Origin of the sequence: Xanthomarina sp. (genome assembly GCF_035306705.1) — a bacterium.
In the GTDB taxonomy this organism is placed as follows: Bacteria; Bacteroidota; Bacteroidia; order Flavobacteriales; family Flavobacteriaceae; genus Xanthomarina.
Map to the genome: position 1 here is coordinate 1 of NZ_DATGNO010000120.1, position 17,154 is coordinate 17,154.

Genomic DNA, 17,154 nt, shown 5'->3' on the forward strand with positions numbered 1-17,154 from the left:
TTGGCTTTCGCTAAACCGTTTTTTTATGCATACGATTTTTGATTATCTTGCGCAGGAATTGCAAAATGAATACGAAAGTGAATACGATTTGACTTTGAAAAAAAATTATTCTGCCCCGAAAATCTACTCTGCCAATGGCGACCTGAATAAGAATCCATACTAATTATTGTATTTTAAACGAAAGAAGAAACGCTTAAGGAATCCAACCAGAAGAAGTTTTGAAAACAGATTAAAGAACTTTTCAAATTCAATTTTCTTTTAAATTCGCCTTTTAACTTTAAACTTTATTGAGTAACCAATGTTACAGTTAGAGGATAATTGATAGCTTATCTTTGCATTTGTGATATCAGTTCACTTATTTATAATAGTTAATCCAATTCTTAAAAAGAAAGTATGAAAAATCAGTTTTTAATGATCCTTTTTGTTTTTGTAGGATCTGTTTTTTACAGTCCGGCTACCGCACAATCATTAAGTGTTTCAGCTATTGAAAACTCTGTTAAACAAGACGGGAAATATGCTATTCTCGTTTCAAATGCTCGCTACTTTCAAGCAGCTGTAATGACAGGTAAGGGCCTTAAATCCAATAATCTGAAAATGGATTTCAATATTGTATTAATTGGTCCAGTAGTTAAAGACTTAGCTACCGACGAAAGCATGAAGTCTTTTATTGAAATCAGTGAAAAGGCTGGGATTCGTATTGTTGTATGTGAAGCTGCCATGAATCACTTCGATTTGAAAAAAACTGATTATCACAGTTCTATTGCATTTACCCCTGATGGGTTCATCTACTTGTTTGGTTTGCAAGAAAGTGGATTTAAAACAATCACATTATAAGTTAGAAGGAAAACGGTGTTTCTTAAGGTGGAATTAGGTGTCCTTATTTGAGGTAGGGTTACTAATTTATTTCCAATACTACAAGCCCGAAATCTTCATCACTATTGATAGAAATATAAGAAACACTTAGGTTTTCGATAACCAATAAGTTTCCTGTTGCCAAAATGTAATTTACATCCATAAGCTGCACATGAATAGCACCGGAAGTAGCGTATAAAAACAGATTCTTGCATGTCTCTTTGGGTTTTAACTTATAACTGCTAATTGCTCCCATCGCTAAATAATATAATTCGCATTGTCTTTGGCCTGTGGTCATAACATTAAAATCAGTACAGGTACCTATGGAGGTGGTTTTCCAATCTCCACTAAAATTATTTACATTGAAAGGTTTAAGATGTTTTCTGTATTGACCTTCATGGTTTATGCTGATTTCTCCCTCCAAAATCATAAGTTTCCGATGAATACCTGGCAAGGCCGTGAAAGTAGATTCTTCAACTTCTACTTTAGCCGTACTTATTCTTAACTCAAAATTTCGCTCTGTAAAAGAGGCGTTAGCAGGAAAAATATAAAGTTGCGTACTGCTTCCGCCGGACCATTTAGTGGTGAGGAAATGCTGAGGGGAAAGGATTGAAGTTTTCAAAAGGTGAAAGTTTATAGGTTTGACGTAATTTTTTAGATGTACTAACGGAAAGCAAACATGCATCTTCCTTTTGATTAGGCACTAAATTAAGCGTTTTTATGCATGTTATAACCTACAGTTGTTTTTATTAAATTTCGTTTTTTAATTTTGTAGAACTTTTCAGAGAGAAATAAGAATCAATAATTACTGCAGTTTGTACCTTATTAAAACTTTCAGTCAGTTGTTCAGAGTTGAAATATATGAATAAAAATACTATATATAAAGAGAACATATTTAGTATTTACCAAAATTTGAAAGGCAATATGTTTGCTTAAATAGCTGATTAACAATGATTTGATATTTAGTAAATGTATTTTTAAAAATGAAATAAGGTGTGTGGATTTGATTCTGGTTTAACGATGAAATATGTAAAATTAAGTACACAGCATTGAAATGTTTTCTTGATTAAATATTTGGATTTGTTAAAAAAACAGAGTAAATATATCCTCTAATTAATACTAGGTTAGAAAACCAAAAAGAGGATGCAATTTTTTCTTAGCGAGATACAGTTTCTAATAATATTAAATGAATTTTAGATCTTAATCTCCATTTTTTTCTTGAAAAGAATTCGAAGTGTGAATTTAAAATTATTTTGGATTCTATTTTTCTATTTGAGAATTGATTTGTCTATAAGTGTGTGTGAATAAGATTATTGTGTATAAAAGAATCATTCACATTATAAGTTATTGCCATCCTTTAAGCAACTCCTTACAATTTAAAACTGCCGCTAAAATGATATGAGATGGACAATGACTTCCCTCATAGTATTACTGGTATTAAAAGCTTAGTTTACCTTTTAAATATAATCATTGAGAAAAGACACTTTCCTGCAAGACCAAAAATCTTTAAAAAGAAATGTATAGTAGGGGAGATATTATTGTTTTTTTAGGAGGTTCAGATCAGAATATAAATTCTAATGGGTTTCACTAATTGGTTTAATAAGTAGAAAAATATATATGAAGAAATCAACAAATTCAGCAGAAGTGCTGGCGGCAAATACAACGGTAGATTTGCTTATTATAGGCTCGGGAACCGGAATTGCTACGGCCTTGGCAGGACATGAAAAAAAATTAAAAAGCTTGATCGTTGAAAAAACGGCATACGTTGGTGGCTCCACCGCGCTATCAGGTGGTGCTTTTTGGATTCCGGCAAACCCGATTCTAATAGAGAATGGCTCAAAGGATACTCTGGAAAAAGCAGAGAAATACCTCCAAGCTTTAGTGGGAAACGATTCGCCACCAGAACGATGGCAATCTTTTCTTAAGCATGGAAATGCCACAGTGGAAATGCTGCGACGCACAACTCCGATGAAGTTTTTTTGGGCCAAAGGTTATTCCGACTATCATCCAGAAGAACCTGGAGGAGATGCCTTGGGAAGAACGTGCGAGTGTGAGCCTTTTGATTTGAAAAGACTAGGAGATGAGATTTCAAGATTTAGACCAGGTCTTATGGAGTCCCCAATGCCCATGCCGATAACCGGATACGATTATAAATGGATGAACCTAATGATGCGTAAGCCAGGAAAGGCTTTTCCTATTATCTTCAAAAGACTTTTTCAAGGTGTAGGAGGTAAAATAGTTGGTAAAGATTTGGTAGCCGGAGGTCAGGCAATAGCTGCTGGTTTATTTGCTGGAGCCATCAACAATAACATTCCCGTTGCAACCAATACGAAACTAGTGGAGTTGCTGATGGATGGCGAACGTGTAATTGGAGCGATTGTAGATCACGAAGGCAAAAAAATAGAAATAAAAGTAACACGCGGAGTCGTATTGGCCGCTGGTGGATTTGACCACAACATGCTTATGCGTCAAAAATATCAATCCAAATCTTTGGGTGAAAACTATAGTTTTGGAGCAGAAGGAAATACGGGAGATGCAATTGTGCTTTCCCAGAAGATTGGTGCCGACATAGCTCTCATGCAGGAATCTTGGTGGTTCCCAGCTATTTCTCCATTAAAGAAAGGAGAAAACCCAATGGTTCTTTTGGCCGAGCGTTCGTTGCCAGGTAGCTTTATTGTTAATGCTACAGGCAAGAGGTTTATTAATGAAGCTACGGATTACATGAGCTTTGGTCAAAAACTCTTGGCAGATGAAAAAGCAGGAATGCCCATTGGAGATATGTGGTTGGTATTCGACCAAACCTATCGAAATAGATATATACTTGGCGGTTCTGTTTTCCCAAGAGCCAAGTTGCCAAAAGAATGGTATGATGCTGGAATTGCTTTTACAGCAGATTCAGCTGAAGAAATTGCAAAGTTGACAGGCTTACCTGAAAAGAATTTTACAGAATCTTTTGCTAGGTTCAATGCCTTAGCGGAAACGGGTAAAGACGAAGATTTCCAAAGAGGAGAAAGTGCTTACGATAGATATTATGGGGATCCAACAGTTAAACCCAATCCTAATTTACTGGCACTTAAAGGAAAATTATATGCCGTAAAAGTGGTTCTTTCCGATTTAGGAACCTGTGGAGGTTTAGTAGCAGATGAGCATGGCAGGGTTTTACGGGAAGATAAAACCGCAATTGAAGGCTTGTATGCAGTAGGGAACACCGCCGCCAATATATTTGGAAGAGTTTATCCAGGCGCTGGAGGAACCATTTGTCAAGGTTTGGTATATGGACATATTGTAGCGGAACATGCTGCAAATATGACGCCAGTAGAGGTTTAGTTTTATATGGGATTATAGTAAGAGGCGCTATTAATTACGTCTCTTACCAATCCTAATCTGTGCATCTATAACAGGAATAACTTTTTTGGTGCCGATTAAAGGATTTTATCATTCGTTATTGGTTAAGTATCATGAAGCTTAAAGGCTTTTGCCATTCTGGATTTTAATGCAGTTTAGGTTTTGTTGGCATAAGCATATTTCTTAATCATGCTATCTATTGAAAACGTATCCCATTCTTTTGGTAATATTAGCAAGGTCACTAGTAGAATGGTTCGATACATAACATGGGATAAATCCCAAATAGGCTCGGCTAATCCATGTCCAAAAGTCACAATAACTAAAACAGATGCAAGTGCATACAAGGCATAGTTAGTTCTAAATCCTAATACTAAGAGAAACCCTCCAATCAACTCAATATATGAAGTGTAATATGCTGTTGCATATATTATAAAGTCGGGCAATAAACCTTTGAAAGTTCCATGAAAAAAATCTGCATTAATTACTTTTTCCATGCCCCAAGAAAAGATTTTCCCAAATCCTTGCATTAAAAAAATTAAACCTAAAATCAATCTCACTGTTAATGCACTAACTGCTTTGTTTAAATTTATCATATTCATGAATTAATTACCAACTTATTAGTTGAATTGGTTTGGTTTTCTTTGACCATATTAGGGTGTTTATAACTTAAAAGTGAGTAACATGACAGCTTTTTCTTCTAATTTCAATCCAATAACGTTTAGCTCAAGTTGCAATTCAAGATTACAAAATCTTTTTCATACTAGAATACAGTTACAGTTTGCCAATACTTTGGTCTTGTTATATTACTCGGCTCATTTGTTTAGTAAACCAATATGAAAATACAACATCATATCTTCCTGTTATGCTAAACACAAGTTAATTTATTATTATGATAACCGCTATTCTTATTTATATCTATTCTAAATTGTTATATTTGCAGTTCGAAAAAAGATACAATGAAAAAATTACTATTAGCTATAGCAACGTTTTCCTTATTGGTTGCTTGCGGAAATGAGAGCAAAAAGAAAGACAATTCTGCAGCTCAAGAAATTATCAAGGATCAGGTCGTAAATGTATACACACACCGTCATTATCAGCCAGACCAAGATATCTTCAAAATGTTTGAAGAGAAGACGGGTATCAAAGTAAAAGTAATCAATGCCAGTGCAGACGAGTTGATTCAGAAAATGAAAATGGAAGGAAAGCAATCTCCTGCCGATGTTTTGATTACCGTAGATGCTGGAAGATTAAGTCGCGCTAAAGATGAAGGATTATTACAAAGCATCGAATCTGAACTTTTAGAAAGTTCGATTCCTTCACATTTACAAGATGCCGATAACCAATGGTTTGGATTAACCAAAAGAGCCCGAATTATTGCTTACGCAAAAGATAGAGTGAAACCAGAGGAACTTTCAACTTATGAGGATTTAGTGAATACAAAGTGGAAAGGAAAAATTTTGGTAAGATCTTCTTCTAATATTTATAACCAGTCCTTAATGGCTTCGATTATTGCCAACGATGGTGAGGAAGCGGCCAAGATTTGGGCTAAGGGAATTGTAGCAAATATGGCACGTTCTCCAAAAGGTTCAGATAGAGATCAAGTAAAAGCAATGGTCGCCGGAGAAGGCGATTTGGCAATTGTTAACTCCTATTATATCGGGAAAATGCTAAATTCTCCAGATGCCGAGGAAGTAAAAACAGCGCAACAAATAGGTTTGTTTTTCCCAAACCAAGAGGATAGAGGCACACACATAAACGTAAGTGGAGCAGGGGTTGCTAAGTATGCGCCAAATAAAGAGAATGCCATTTTATTTATTGAATATTTAATTAGCGACGAAGCCCAACAGGTATTTACGGATGCCAATTACGAGTATCCTATTTTAGAAAGTGTAGAGCCAGTTAAAGATATTAAGGATTGGGGAGATTTTAAAGAAGATAATTTAGAGTTAAACAAGTTAGGAGCATTTAATAAAAAAGCAGTTTTGATTTTTGATGAAGCAGGGTGGAAGTAAAAACGAAGCATTCTCCCTAAAAACGAGGATTAAAAGACTTAAAAGAGATAGTAACAGATGGTCAGTTTTTACACTGGCCATTGTGTTTTTCTTAGCTTTGCCCATCATATTTATTGGTGTAGAGCTGTTTTCTGGTCCTGGTGAATCATGGAGTCACATCGTTGAATATTTATTGCCGGAATACCTTTGGAATTCTTTATATCTCGTCATCGTTTGTAGTATAATCGTTTTGGTTTTGGGAGTTTCTTCTGCGTGGTTTGTGTCGCGCTTCGACTTTCTTTTCAGAAAACAAATGGAATGGCTACTAATTCTTCCGCTGGCAATTCCTTCCTATATTGTTGGATATGCTTATGCTGGAATTTTCGATTACGGAGGTAGTATGGATCTCATATTCCGACAACTCGGTCTGGATTTTATACGCATTGATATCATGAACAGAGCAGGGCTTGCATTTGTATTGAGTATTTCTCTGTTTCCTTATGTATATGTTAGCGCAAGGGCATTCTTTCTTAATCAAGCCAATAATCTGCTCGAAGCTTCTAAAATGTTAGGGGTTGGAGAAGGGAAAACTTTTTTCAAACTCATGTTGCCACTTGCCAGGCCAGCTATTGTTGCTGGATTGGTTTTGGTATTAATGGAAGTTCTAAATGATTATGGTGCGGCTAAATATTATGGTGTAAATACTTTTACGACTGGAATTTTTAGATCTTGGTTTTCACTCGAAGAACCTCAAACAGCCGTGTATTTATCGGCATTATTAATCATCATTATTTTTGCGTTAATCCTTTTTGAAAAATGGCAAGTTCGAAAAATCAAATTCACTTCTTCAAAAATAAATAGTACTCAAATTCAGAGAAAAGAACCTAAAGGAAGTATGCAATGGCTTATATTTTCTGTAGTATTTCTACCTATTCTTTTAGGGTTTATTTTACCTGTGGCACAATTGATTTATTGGGCTGTATTAACGGCATCTACTGTTTTTGATATGGAGTTTATCATCATTTCACTTCAAAGCTTTGCCATTGCCATTTCATCGGCAATTATCACGGTGTTTTTTGCGCTTTTACTCATATACTTCTCAAAATGGAGCACCCTTCGTGCCATTAAAAATATTTCTAGAATTGGAGTTTTGGGATATGCCATTCCAGGAGCGGTAATTGCCATCGGAATTATGATTCCTACGCTCGCATTAGACAAATGGCTAATTTCAGTGCTTGCTAATTTTGGAATAGATTCTGGGTTAATCATTAATGGAACTCTAATAGCGCTACTTTATGCTTACGCCGTTCGTTTCTTGGCCGTAGCGTATAATCCCATAGATTCCACCGCCTTAAAAGTAGACGATTCTATTCCGGATTCTTCTAAGGTTTTAGGCGTAGGAAATTTAAAAACCTTTTTTAAGATTGAATTCCCGCTGATTAAAACAGGAGTATTTAGTGCTGTAATTTTGGTTTTTATCGATGTGATGAAAGAATTGCCTTTAACTCTTATTTTGAAACCTTATCATATTGACACGTTAGCAGTAAAAGCTTTTGAATATGCAAGTGATGAGATGGTTATGGAGGCTTCAATCCCGTCTCTTTTCATTATCTTTACAGCCATGATACCCGTGATATTTTTAAATAAATTATTGATCAAAAAATAACCATGTTAACAATAAAATCTCTTTCAAAAAGTTTTGACAAAGGTAAGAATTACGCCATAGAAGACGTGACTTTTAATTTGAAGGCAGGGCAGGTCTGTGCTATTGTAGGAGAAAGTGGAAGTGGTAAAACAACTTTGGTTCGCTTAATTGCAGGCCTGGAAAGACCCGATCATGGTAGCATTGAAATGGGTGGTAAGGTCATTGCTTCTTTAGATAAATTTGTGCAACCTGAGAAAAGAAAGATTGGATTGGTTTTTCAGGAATATGCCCTATTTCCACACTTAACGATTTCGGAAAATGTGTTATACGGGATTTCAAAAGTAAAGAACAAGAAAAAAAGAGCGCAAGAAATGCTTGATTTGGTTGGTTTAAGTGATATGGGCCAACGGTATCCACATCAACTTTCAGGTGGGCAACAGCAGCGCGTAGCATTAGCAAGAGCCCTTGCGCCAGAACCTTCGTTGTTAATTTTAGATGAGCCTTTTAGTAACCTCGATACCATGTTGCGTACACAGTTAAGAAATGAGGTTTTTGATATTATTAAGAAGACAGAAGTTACCGTATTATTTGTTACTCACGATACACAAGATGCACTTTCTGTAGCAGATGAGATTTTGATTTTGCAAAATGGCAAGGTCATTCAAAAAGATGTGGCTGCAAATCTATATATAAATCCCAATACCTTGTATGTAGCTTCATTATTTGGAAGCACTGTGCACATCAATAAAAACTTACAAAATGCGTTTCGATGTCCGTTAAATGAAACTTGTTGTCATGCCATCCGGAATGAAAAGATTAAAGTGAGTCCTTCGTCTATCGATTCTGATTGTGAATTCCTGACAGCAGCTCAAGTCATTAAAAAAATTGAACTTGGAGATTCTATTCAATTATTGTTGAAGCTGGAGTCGGGAGAACAATTAACGGTAGTGACACAGGATAAAAACATTGAAGATACCATCTACATTGGATTTAATTCTAAAGATATTTTAGAATTTGATCAGGAACATTAATCGTGGGATCGAAGGATTGGTTTGCCATAATTAATGCTAGCAAATTAATTCAATACCAATCAGTAGTTTTTGTAAATGTTAAAAACATTGTTTTTTATTCTTATCAGAAATGCTTCAATATTTGGGTTGTTCCAGAGCCTAATTCGTGTAAATATCCATGTTTTTTCAATGCTGTTTCAAGGGCCCCAATTGTTGCCAGTAAATCGCTTCTGTTTATCGACCCCATATGGCCAATTCTAAAATAATCATTTTTTAATTCTGGTAAAAGACCACCAGCTAAGATTATACCTTCTTGATTTACTGCTTTTAAAAAAGTAGTAGTATCTATTTGACTTGGATATTTAGGAGCTGATAAGGTGTTTGCAGATACCTGTTCATTTTTTGATAGTAATTCCAAACCTAAAGCACTAATTGCAGCTCGCATGGCTTTTCCTGCTCTTAGGTGTCGGTCAAAACGATTATCCAAGCCCTCTTTGACAATAAGTTGTAAACTTTTTTCTAAAGCCATTACAAGATTAACTGCGGGTGTACCAAAATAAGATGCTTGTCTATTTTCATAAGCTTTCATTATTGGCAACCAATTCGACCAATCTCCATAGTAATTAGTAACAGGACTTGTTCGTTTTTCAAAAGCTTGAATTGCATTTTGAGAAATAACTAAAAGTGCCAGCCCTGGGGGAACACCTATTGCTTTTTGTGAGGCAGTAAGTACAACATCAATTCCCCATTCTTCCTGCTTAATTTCTTCACCAGCAACAGAACAAACTCCGTCAAGAACTGTCAAAACCTTATGTTTTCTACCTAAATCACCTATGCTTTTAGCATCGTTTAATACAGCGGTTGAGGTATCGACATGGGTAAAAGTTAAAAGTTTATAGCTTTTGGACTGGAGTTGTTGCTCAATAAGCTCCATAGGTACAATGTCGCCCACTTCCGCTTCAAGCACATCTACTTCAGCTCCATATCGCTTTAGAATTTCGGCAAAACGAAGACCAAAATAGCCAGTAGATATTACAAGTGCTTTATCGCCAGTTTCTATAAGGTTTGCTGCGGCCATATCCATAGCAAGTGTGCCTGTTCCTGCCACTATAAATGCTTGACCGGATGGACATTTACAAACCTCTTTCATTAGTTTTAAGCTATTCGCAAAAAGATCTATAAAATCAGGGTCAACATGGCTTGGAGTTGGTACTGCCATGCATTGCATAACTTCACTTTCAAATTCTATTGGGCCAGGAATCATTAATAATTTTCTCGATTTCATATGTTTAAGTTAAATTATTACAACGTTTTTTTGGATTATTCATCTTTTAAAAATCTTTTAATGTCAATATTGGCGCCGTAAACTACCAATAAATCTTCACTAAAAAGTATGTCATTGGGGTTTGCTACCCCTTTTACTTTATCTATTTTTCTGCTTTTACCTATGAGAGGTTTAATTTCTTTTTTTGAAATAGTTGTCAACACCAATAGGTTGAAATCTTCTCTTATATTGATATCGCGTATCATTTTACCATCATATTTCTTTGGTAATTTAACTTCTACTATGCTATAATCATTACTCAATTCATAAGAATCCACTACGCCTTTAAAGCATAGTTTTTTTGCCCAACGCTCTGCAGTTTCCTCTTCTGGATGAACGATTTCGTCTACTCCAATAGCTTGCAACACCTTTTCGTGCAGCGGATTGACAGCTCTACTGATCAATCTTTTAACTTGGTGGTTTTTAAAAAGTGCAGTTGCCATTATATTGGCACCTTGATCTTCGCCAATTGCAATTATCACAACATCTGTGTCTTTTAATGGAAGGCCTGCCACGGTATATTCATCTGTTGCATCCATTTGAATTGTATGCGAAATCTTTTCTTTGTAACTATCGACCCTATTCATATTGGAATCAATACCGATTACCTCATTACCTTGTTCCGTAAGTTTTACTGCTAGAGATGCTCCAAAACTGCCCAATCCTATAATTATATATTTCATGATGGTGTTTTTTAATTGATTGTGATTTCCTCTATAGGATACCTATAATTTTGTTGTTTTACCTTTTTAAAGATGGCGATCATTACAGTAAGCATGCTTACCCTACCAATAAACATAATAACAATAATTACAAGTTTACTATATATGCTTAAATTAGATGTTATGCCCACGCTTAAACCCACTGTGCTGTAGGCGGAAAAACATTCAAAAGCAATACTGACAAGGGTTTTTTCACTATCAAAAATAGAAATTAAAATAATTCCTAAGCCAATAACTATTAAAGAAAGCGTAATGGCTGCAAAAGCACGACGTACTGAAATGTCTGCAATTTCTCTACGGAAAAGTTCTATTCTTGTTTTTCCTCTTGCAAGACTTAAAAAGTTGAGGACTGCAATGGCAAAGGTATTGGTTTTTATACCTCCTCCAGTGGAGGCTGGCGATGCCCCAATCCACATTAACAGAATTACAAGTAGAACAGTAGAAAAATTAAGAGCGCTCATATCTACGGTGTTAAAGCCCGCAGTACGAGGGGTTGTAGCTCCAAATAGTGCGGTAACTATCTTGCCAAAACCACTATGTTCAGCCAAAGTATTATGATATTCATTTAGATAAAACAGAATTGTGCCTACTATAATTAAAATAGCTGTTGTTACCAATGTAATACGACTTGTAAGTGTTAAAACCCAAGGTTGGTGTAATTGTTCCTTGCCCGAGTAGAACAAGAATTTTTTCTTAAAAAAATATTTTATGTATTTCAAAAGATTAACCACAATAGGGAATCCAAGTCCGCCTAGGACGAAGGAGAAAATTATAACAAGTTGTAATGAATAATTATATCTGAAGCCATTGTCAAACAGACCATTTGATAAGGTGGAAAAGCCTGCATTACAAAATGCTGATATGGAGTGGAAAACCGAGAAGAATGCACGTTCTATAAATGTTTGGTAGATGGTTTTGTCGAGTGTGAAATAAATTATTACCGCTGAAAAAAGTTCAATGGAAAAAGTTATCAGAATAACCTGTTTTAAAGTTGAAAACACTTCTCCAATTTTTTTGGAACCGGTCATATCGCTTAATGTCAATCGGTTCTCATAAGTTTCACCACCTTTAAAGAAATAGCTGAAATAACTTGCAAAGGTTAGTATGCCTAGGCCACCGACTTGAATTAATATAAGTATAATTGTTTGCCCAAATGTTGTAAAGTAGCTCCCCGTATCCACTACTATTAGTCCTGTAACACATACTGCACTAGTGGACGTAAAGAGTGCGTCGATATAAGAAATACCATTATAGGTAGCGTTGGGCAACATCAGCAAAAGAGATCCAATAAGAATTATGATCAAAAAACTTAGTACAAATAATTGGGCAGGGTTTAAAAATGTTCGTTTATACGAAATGTTCTGTTCGGAAAATTCTCGTATAAAGGTCAGTATTATGGCTAATTTAACCCAATTGTCATCATATAGTGTGGCTATATGTTGGGTCGCTTCTTCTCCAAAAAAATGAGCTATTAAAATGGCAAGCGTGAGTAGAATGGTTAAACTGTCAAAAATTAAAACGCTAACCTTTAAGGATTTATATTTAAAGATATAACGTAATAACGTGGTCGAAATACCTACAATGAGAACTATAAAATAACATGTGTTTAAATAAATCTGAAACTGGGAGGATTGATTAAAACCAAAATCTGCAACAAGGAGTGCTAATCCTAAAATGCTTATTATGAAAGCAATGTAGAAAGAGTAAGATGTAAGTAGTCTTAAATTACTTTGGTTGAATGACATAATATTTCACAAAATCACAACAAATTGAAAAACTTTTTAGGAGTTTGTTTCTATAAGTTACACCAACAAAGTTAATGGTTTTTACGTAATTATAATTCCTCAGTTCTAGATCTTAAAAAAATATTTGTAGTAGTAGTTAATGAAAAAGCGAGACGTGTATTTGTATATAAACTATAATAAAAATGAGCCCGATAGAATATCGAGCTCATTTTATTAAAAATTAAGTATATATAGGTCTAAACTTTTGGATACAGTTTATGTTAATCTGTATGGAATTCTATCCAAAAATAAGGAATTGGGGCAAAATCTAGTTGCTATTCTTAATACCTATACAAGGCATTTACTCTTGAATTAGGATTTGGCATCTCTTCTTTATCTAATAAATAAACATTGCCTCCTTTTAAGAAGGTTTTTATGGCAGCTATATTCATTAATGAAATGTTTTTGTCATTTTCTTCACCTTCAGTAACCGTTATAACATCCTTCTCCTCTTTATATGAACCAAAAATATCTTCTTTATTTTCACAAAATAAGGCTTCAATTTGACCATGAAAGGCTGCTGGTAAAATTTTGCCAATCCCAATCGACGTGGTGCCCTTTCCTTGCTCTTCCAAGAACTGTGAAATGTCTTCCTTTCGTTTTTGATCGAATACAGGGGCCATTCTTTCCCAAGCTAATTCATGGATCTCAAAAATGTCGGTATTGCTGAAATCGGTCGTTAAACTTTCCTCCATGAGATTTTGATAACTATTTACTTCCTTATAGATGTCAAAAAGGGGGCTTTGAGCCGCAATTAGCAATGGCATCGTCTTGTCTCTAAAAACAGTGGCAAGCCCATCATTAATGGCCCTAAAATACTTTTTGATTTCATTTTTTCTTTTGCCCGTAGCTGCTTCCTGTCCATGATACATAGGTTGACCAGATCCTGTAGCTCCAGATCTAAATTGAAGGTTTTTTTCTTCATAATCAAAACCAACGCGATCTTGTTTGGTTTCTGGTATTAAATCTTCAACGGCAATTTCGGTAAAACTGTGTTTTGTACATTCGTATAATTTCACATTGTCCCTTTCAAGATTTAATAAATAAAAACTACCATCACCTACAAACATAGGCATCAATGGTTTTAAATAGAATGAATTTGATAGGTAGTTATGCTCTTTAAAGTGAACAGGAAGTGTGTAACTTTCAAAAAAACCATCGGCTGCAAAAATGGCAAGACCGTCAGATTGCTCTCGCCAAAACGAACTATTATCGATTAGTTTTTGGACTGGCTGTGTTAAGGTATCAATCTCATCAGAATTAAGACCTTTTTGGGTCAACTTCTCTTTCACATCTTTTAATTGGTTTTTTAGAGATAGTGGATCTTCTTCTTGCAAGACTTTTTTACCCGCTCTATGTGTTGGAATAAAAATTGAAATACAATTTTCCTGATTTATATTGTGTAATTCGGTAATGTTTTTTTTAGTTATCAATGTCATATTCTTTCTGTTTTAGGTTTAAGAATTTCGAATAATTCTTTATTAATATTATCAATATACGTTTAAAATAACTCTTGTGCAATGAGGGATATCAGTTCTTTGTGATTGATTGTCAATAATATACATATTGGTTTGTAAGGTGACTGTTTTTTGTTTTTTTAAGATAGAATTGGTTTTGAAGTAAGACCTGTAAGCATAAAAATCTTTTGCTTTGAGAGGATAGCATTTTTTATTTTGATAACTGCCATGGCTGTATTCCTATAAGGGTGAAATCCTTAAATTGAAAACCGCAGCGAAACTGGATTGATACTCATAAATATTTTATTTTTTCAACATTGCACTGATAATACTGAAGATTTCGGCCATTAGCTAAAAGGGAACTGAAGCTATGCCATTATTCAATTTTTAACCGATAAGATTGTCAAATAAATAACAGGGATGTGTTGTCAATCTATCAAATTAACACTAAGTTAACATCAGATTAGTTACCAGATTTTAAACAAGTAAAAAAGAAACAATATGAGTAAACAAAACTTAGTGGAACAAACTAAAAGTGTTTTTCCATGGCTGATTATGATATTGATGTCGTCTGTAACTTTTGTAGGAATACTGTCGGAGTTAATGCCTTCGGGTGTTCTACCACTAATGATGGCCGATTTAAATATTAGCGAGGTACAAACAGGAAATTTGGTGGGTTACTACGCCATTGCTTCTGCAATTTTTGCAATTCCGCTTATTTCAATGACCATGCAATTCAACCGCAAATATTTGTTGCTGATTTTACTTGGTGGGTTCGCTATTTCCAATATTATTGCAGGACTTGTTTATGATTACACCATCATTATTGTATTAAGAGTTATCGGTGGAATTTGTGCTGGAGTTATGTGGCCAATGATTGCCGCATACGGAATGCGATTGGTAGATGAGCAGCATCACGGGAAAGCGATTGCAGTAATCATGGCAGGGACTACCTTGGGCATTAGTATTGGGATGCCCATTATGACCGCCATTGGTAATGATTATGGCTGGCGAACAGAGTTTATTGGGCTTGGGGGCGTTATTATTGTTATTGCTTTAATCAGCTTTTTTGCCTTGCCCTCCATTCCGGGAGAGAAACTGACTAAAAGCTCCTCGCCATTTGCGCTGTTAAAAATACCGGCAGTTTTAATTGTTCTTCTACTTACACTGCTTGGCGTGATAGCGCATTACGGTGTCTATGTTTATATCACAAGTCTTGTTGACGAAATTCAGTTGGCAGGAGGAGTAGAAAGCGCCTTGTTGTTTTTTGGAATAGGATCTTTGATTTCTGTATTGTTAGCCATCAAATACACTGATAAACACTTGAGACTGCTAACTATTGCCATGTTTGCCTTGCTGATTATCTCTATGGTTATTTTTCTAATGTTCGGAAGAACAACAGGAATGGGGCATTTTGCTTTCTTTTTATGGGGGCTTTCATTTGGTCCATTAGTTACCCTGTTGCAGGCAGCCGTAAGCAGACAGGTAGAAACTGCCAAGGACGTTGCTACTTCAGTTCAATCATCAGTATTTAACTTATCCATTATGATTGCATCTTCTGCTGCCGGAATGTTGCTTGGAGTTTATTCTCCAATGAGTTTAATTTATCTTGCTATTGCTTTATCCATTCCAGGTATGATCATTTCCTTTTTTGCTAAAAAATCTTTGAGTTAATCTCAGCAAAGCCTATTTGGTTTGAAATAAAAAAGACTATTACCAATTGGATAACAGTCTTTTTTTATAGTTACAATATGAAAATCACACTTAGAAACTCAAAGGAATATCATAAGCCATTTCCTTACGACGGAATAGGAAATTACCATTACGTACAGATGCTAATACATCTACTCTTTTACGAATCGCCTCATAAACAGTAGATTCATTCAGAACAATAAAGTTGGCTGCTTTTCCTACTTCCAAACCATAACTGTCTTGAATGTTTAAACAACGTGCCCCATTATAGGTGATTAAGTCAAAACTTGTTTTTATTTCCTCTGGAGACATCGTTTGAGCTAAGTGAATTCCATTGTCCAAAATATTCATCATGTTTCCATTCCCCATTGGATACCATGGATCGTTTATGGAATCTTGTGCAAAAGCAACATTAATGCCTGATTCTATAAATTCTTTCACTCTAGTTAATCCACGTCTTTTCGGATAGGTATCTTGGCGACCTTGCAGATAGGCGTTTTCAGTTGGACAAGCAATAAAGTTCATCTTACTCTTTTGGAACAAATCCATCATCCTAAAAGCATAAGAATTATCTGCTGAACCAAAGGAACAGGTATGACTTGCGGTGGTTCGTGTGCCATAATCTTCCATAAGGACAAGGGCATTTAAGAGTTCTACAAAACGTGAATGTGTATCATCTGTTTCATCACAGTGAACATCAATCATTTTATCATGTTTTAAGGCAAGTCGAACAATATCATGAACGGATTTGTCTCCAAATTCTCTAGCAGGTTCATAATGCGGAATTCCTCCAACAACATCAGCTCCCATTTTAAGAGCTTCTTCCACTAACTCAAGTCCACCCTTATACATGTACATGCCTTCTTGTGGAAAAGCTACAATTTGAATATCAACCGTGTCTTTTAGTTCTTCTTTCATTTCCAACATCGCTTTTAATGCTGTAAAATTTGGATCTGTAACGTCTATATGAGTTCGGATGTGCTGTACACCTTGGGAAACCTCATCTTTAATTCCTTTCATTGCCAATCTTTTCACACTTTCTACCGTCAGGGTTTCTTTAAATTTTGGCCATAATTCAATGGCTTCAAACAGCGTACCTGAGCCAGCGCCTTCTTGACCAAGTTCAGACAAGGTATATACATAATCCAAATGCAAATGTGGGTCTACGTAAGGAGGCAACACAAGCTTGCCACCAAGGTCAATTTCTTCTTCACATTTTGGTAAGTTAGTTCCTATATGTGTGATTTTTCCATTCTCAACTATCATTTCGGTTGCGGTATCGTTGCGATAAATTTTCGCATTAAAGAACTTTTTTTTCATTATAGATTTATT

Annotated in this window: 13 protein-coding genes; 6 read left to right on the forward strand and 7 right to left on the reverse strand. The window is 35.3% G+C overall.

The window, feature by feature from the left end; genetic code table 11:
• Positions 1–393: 393 nt before the first annotated feature.
• Positions 394–834, forward strand: coding sequence for a DsrE family protein (locus VKY47_RS10030; RefSeq protein WP_324312481.1), 441 nt, complete (start codon positions 394–396; stop codon positions 832–834).
• Positions 835–895: 61 nt separating this feature from the next.
• Here the strand turns inward: VKY47_RS10030 and VKY47_RS10035 are convergent, their stop codons facing one another.
• A complete protein-coding gene (locus VKY47_RS10035) occupies positions 896–1,474 on the reverse strand; it encodes a HutD/Ves family protein (protein WP_324312483.1) in 579 nt (192 codons plus the stop codon).
• Positions 1,475–2,469: 995 nt separating this feature from the next.
• On the opposite strand from VKY47_RS10035, the gene VKY47_RS10040 reads away from it, so the two are divergent.
• On the forward strand, positions 2,470–4,179 hold the full coding sequence (locus VKY47_RS10040; protein WP_324312485.1) for a 3-ketosteroid-delta-1-dehydrogenase: 1,710 nt from the start codon (positions 2,470–2,472) through the stop codon (positions 4,177–4,179).
• Between the two features lie 173 nt (positions 4,180–4,352).
• On the opposite strand, the gene VKY47_RS10045 is transcribed toward VKY47_RS10040, so the two are convergent.
• Positions 4,353–4,790 carry a DoxX family protein gene (locus VKY47_RS10045; RefSeq protein ID WP_324312487.1) on the reverse strand — a complete coding sequence of 146 codons (438 nt, stop codon included), beginning with the start codon at positions 4,788–4,790 and terminating at the stop codon, positions 4,353–4,355.
• 363 nt (positions 4,791–5,153) lie between these two features.
• On the opposite strand from VKY47_RS10045, the gene VKY47_RS10050 reads away from it, so the two are divergent.
• From VKY47_RS10050 to VKY47_RS10060, 3 genes are read left to right on the forward strand one after another with little or no spacing between them, the layout of a single operon-like run.
• Entirely contained in the window at positions 5,154–6,209 is a 1,056-nt protein-coding gene (locus VKY47_RS10050; protein WP_324312489.1) for a Fe(3+) ABC transporter substrate-binding protein, read from the forward strand.
• Positions 6,190–7,854 carry an ABC transporter permease gene (locus tag VKY47_RS10055; RefSeq protein WP_324312508.1) on the forward strand — a complete coding sequence of 555 codons (1,665 nt, stop codon included), beginning with the start codon at positions 6,190–6,192 and terminating at the stop codon, positions 7,852–7,854. Before VKY47_RS10050 ends, VKY47_RS10055 begins: the two co-directional genes overlap by 20 nt.
• A gap of 2 nt (positions 7,855–7,856) precedes the next feature.
• Complete coding sequence (locus VKY47_RS10060; protein ID WP_324312491.1) at positions 7,857–8,864, forward strand: ABC transporter ATP-binding protein; 1,008 nt, start codon at positions 7,857–7,859, stop codon at positions 8,862–8,864.
• 103 nt (positions 8,865–8,967) lie between these two features.
• Here VKY47_RS10060 and VKY47_RS10065 read toward each other — a convergent pair whose 3' ends face one another.
• From VKY47_RS10065 to VKY47_RS10080, 4 genes are all read right to left on the reverse strand, one after another.
• On the reverse strand, positions 8,968–10,128 hold the full coding sequence (locus tag VKY47_RS10065; protein WP_324312493.1) for a pyridoxal-phosphate-dependent aminotransferase family protein: 1,161 nt from the start codon (positions 10,126–10,128) through the stop codon (positions 8,968–8,970).
• Positions 10,129–10,163: 35 nt separating this feature from the next.
• Positions 10,164–10,850, reverse strand: coding sequence for a potassium channel family protein (locus tag VKY47_RS10070; RefSeq protein ID WP_324312495.1), 687 nt, complete (start codon positions 10,848–10,850; stop codon positions 10,164–10,166).
• Between the two features lie 11 nt (positions 10,851–10,861).
• The gene (locus tag VKY47_RS10075; protein WP_324312497.1) at positions 10,862–12,634 is read right to left on the reverse strand and encodes a TrkH family potassium uptake protein; all 1,773 of its coding nucleotides are present in this window, start codon (positions 12,632–12,634) and stop codon (positions 10,862–10,864) included.
• A gap of 320 nt (positions 12,635–12,954) precedes the next feature.
• Positions 12,955–14,112, reverse strand: a complete 1,158-nt coding sequence (locus tag VKY47_RS10080; RefSeq protein WP_324312499.1) for a baeRF7 domain-containing protein — start codon at positions 14,110–14,112, stop codon at positions 12,955–12,957.
• 519 nt (positions 14,113–14,631) lie between these two features.
• Between VKY47_RS10080 and VKY47_RS10085 the strand changes: the two genes are divergently transcribed.
• Positions 14,632–15,804: an MFS transporter gene (locus VKY47_RS10085; RefSeq protein WP_324312501.1), complete on the forward strand. Its 1,173-nt coding sequence runs from the start codon at positions 14,632–14,634 to the stop codon at positions 15,802–15,804.
• Positions 15,805–15,894: 90 nt separating this feature from the next.
• Here VKY47_RS10085 and VKY47_RS10090 read toward each other — a convergent pair.
• On the reverse strand, positions 15,895–17,154 hold a 1,260-nt coding region (locus VKY47_RS10090), incomplete at its 5' end, for an amidohydrolase family protein (RefSeq protein WP_324312503.1).

What these genes read in the sequence shown, in the direction of transcription:
- VKY47_RS10030 (WP_324312481.1), top strand. Translation starts at nt 394, where the DNA reads ATGAAAAATCAGTTTTTAATGATCCTTTTTGTTTTTGTAGGATCTGTT.
- VKY47_RS10040 (WP_324312485.1), top strand. Translation starts at nt 2,470, where the DNA reads ATGAAGAAATCAACAAATTCAGCAGAAGTGCTGGCGGCAAATACAACG.
- VKY47_RS10045 (WP_324312487.1), bottom strand. Translation starts at nt 4,790, where the DNA reads ATGATAAATTTAAACAAAGCAGTTAGTGCATTAACAGTGAGATTGATT.
- VKY47_RS10050 (WP_324312489.1), top strand. Translation starts at nt 5,154, where the DNA reads ATGAAAAAATTACTATTAGCTATAGCAACGTTTTCCTTATTGGTTGCT.
- VKY47_RS10055 (WP_324312508.1), top strand. Translation starts at nt 6,190, where the DNA reads ATGAAGCAGGGTGGAAGTAAAAACGAAGCATTCTCCCTAAAAACGAGG.
- VKY47_RS10060 (WP_324312491.1), top strand. Translation starts at nt 7,857, where the DNA reads ATGTTAACAATAAAATCTCTTTCAAAAAGTTTTGACAAAGGTAAGAAT.
- VKY47_RS10065 (WP_324312493.1), bottom strand. Translation starts at nt 10,128, where the DNA reads ATGAAATCGAGAAAATTATTAATGATTCCTGGCCCAATAGAATTTGAA.
- VKY47_RS10070 (WP_324312495.1), bottom strand. Translation starts at nt 10,850, where the DNA reads ATGAAATATATAATTATAGGATTGGGCAGTTTTGGAGCATCTCTAGCA.
- VKY47_RS10075 (WP_324312497.1), bottom strand. Translation starts at nt 12,634, where the DNA reads ATGTCATTCAACCAAAGTAATTTAAGACTACTTACATCTTACTCTTTC.
- VKY47_RS10080 (WP_324312499.1), bottom strand. Translation starts at nt 14,112, where the DNA reads ATGACATTGATAACTAAAAAAAACATTACCGAATTACACAATATAAAT.
- VKY47_RS10085 (WP_324312501.1), top strand. Translation starts at nt 14,632, where the DNA reads ATGAGTAAACAAAACTTAGTGGAACAAACTAAAAGTGTTTTTCCATGG.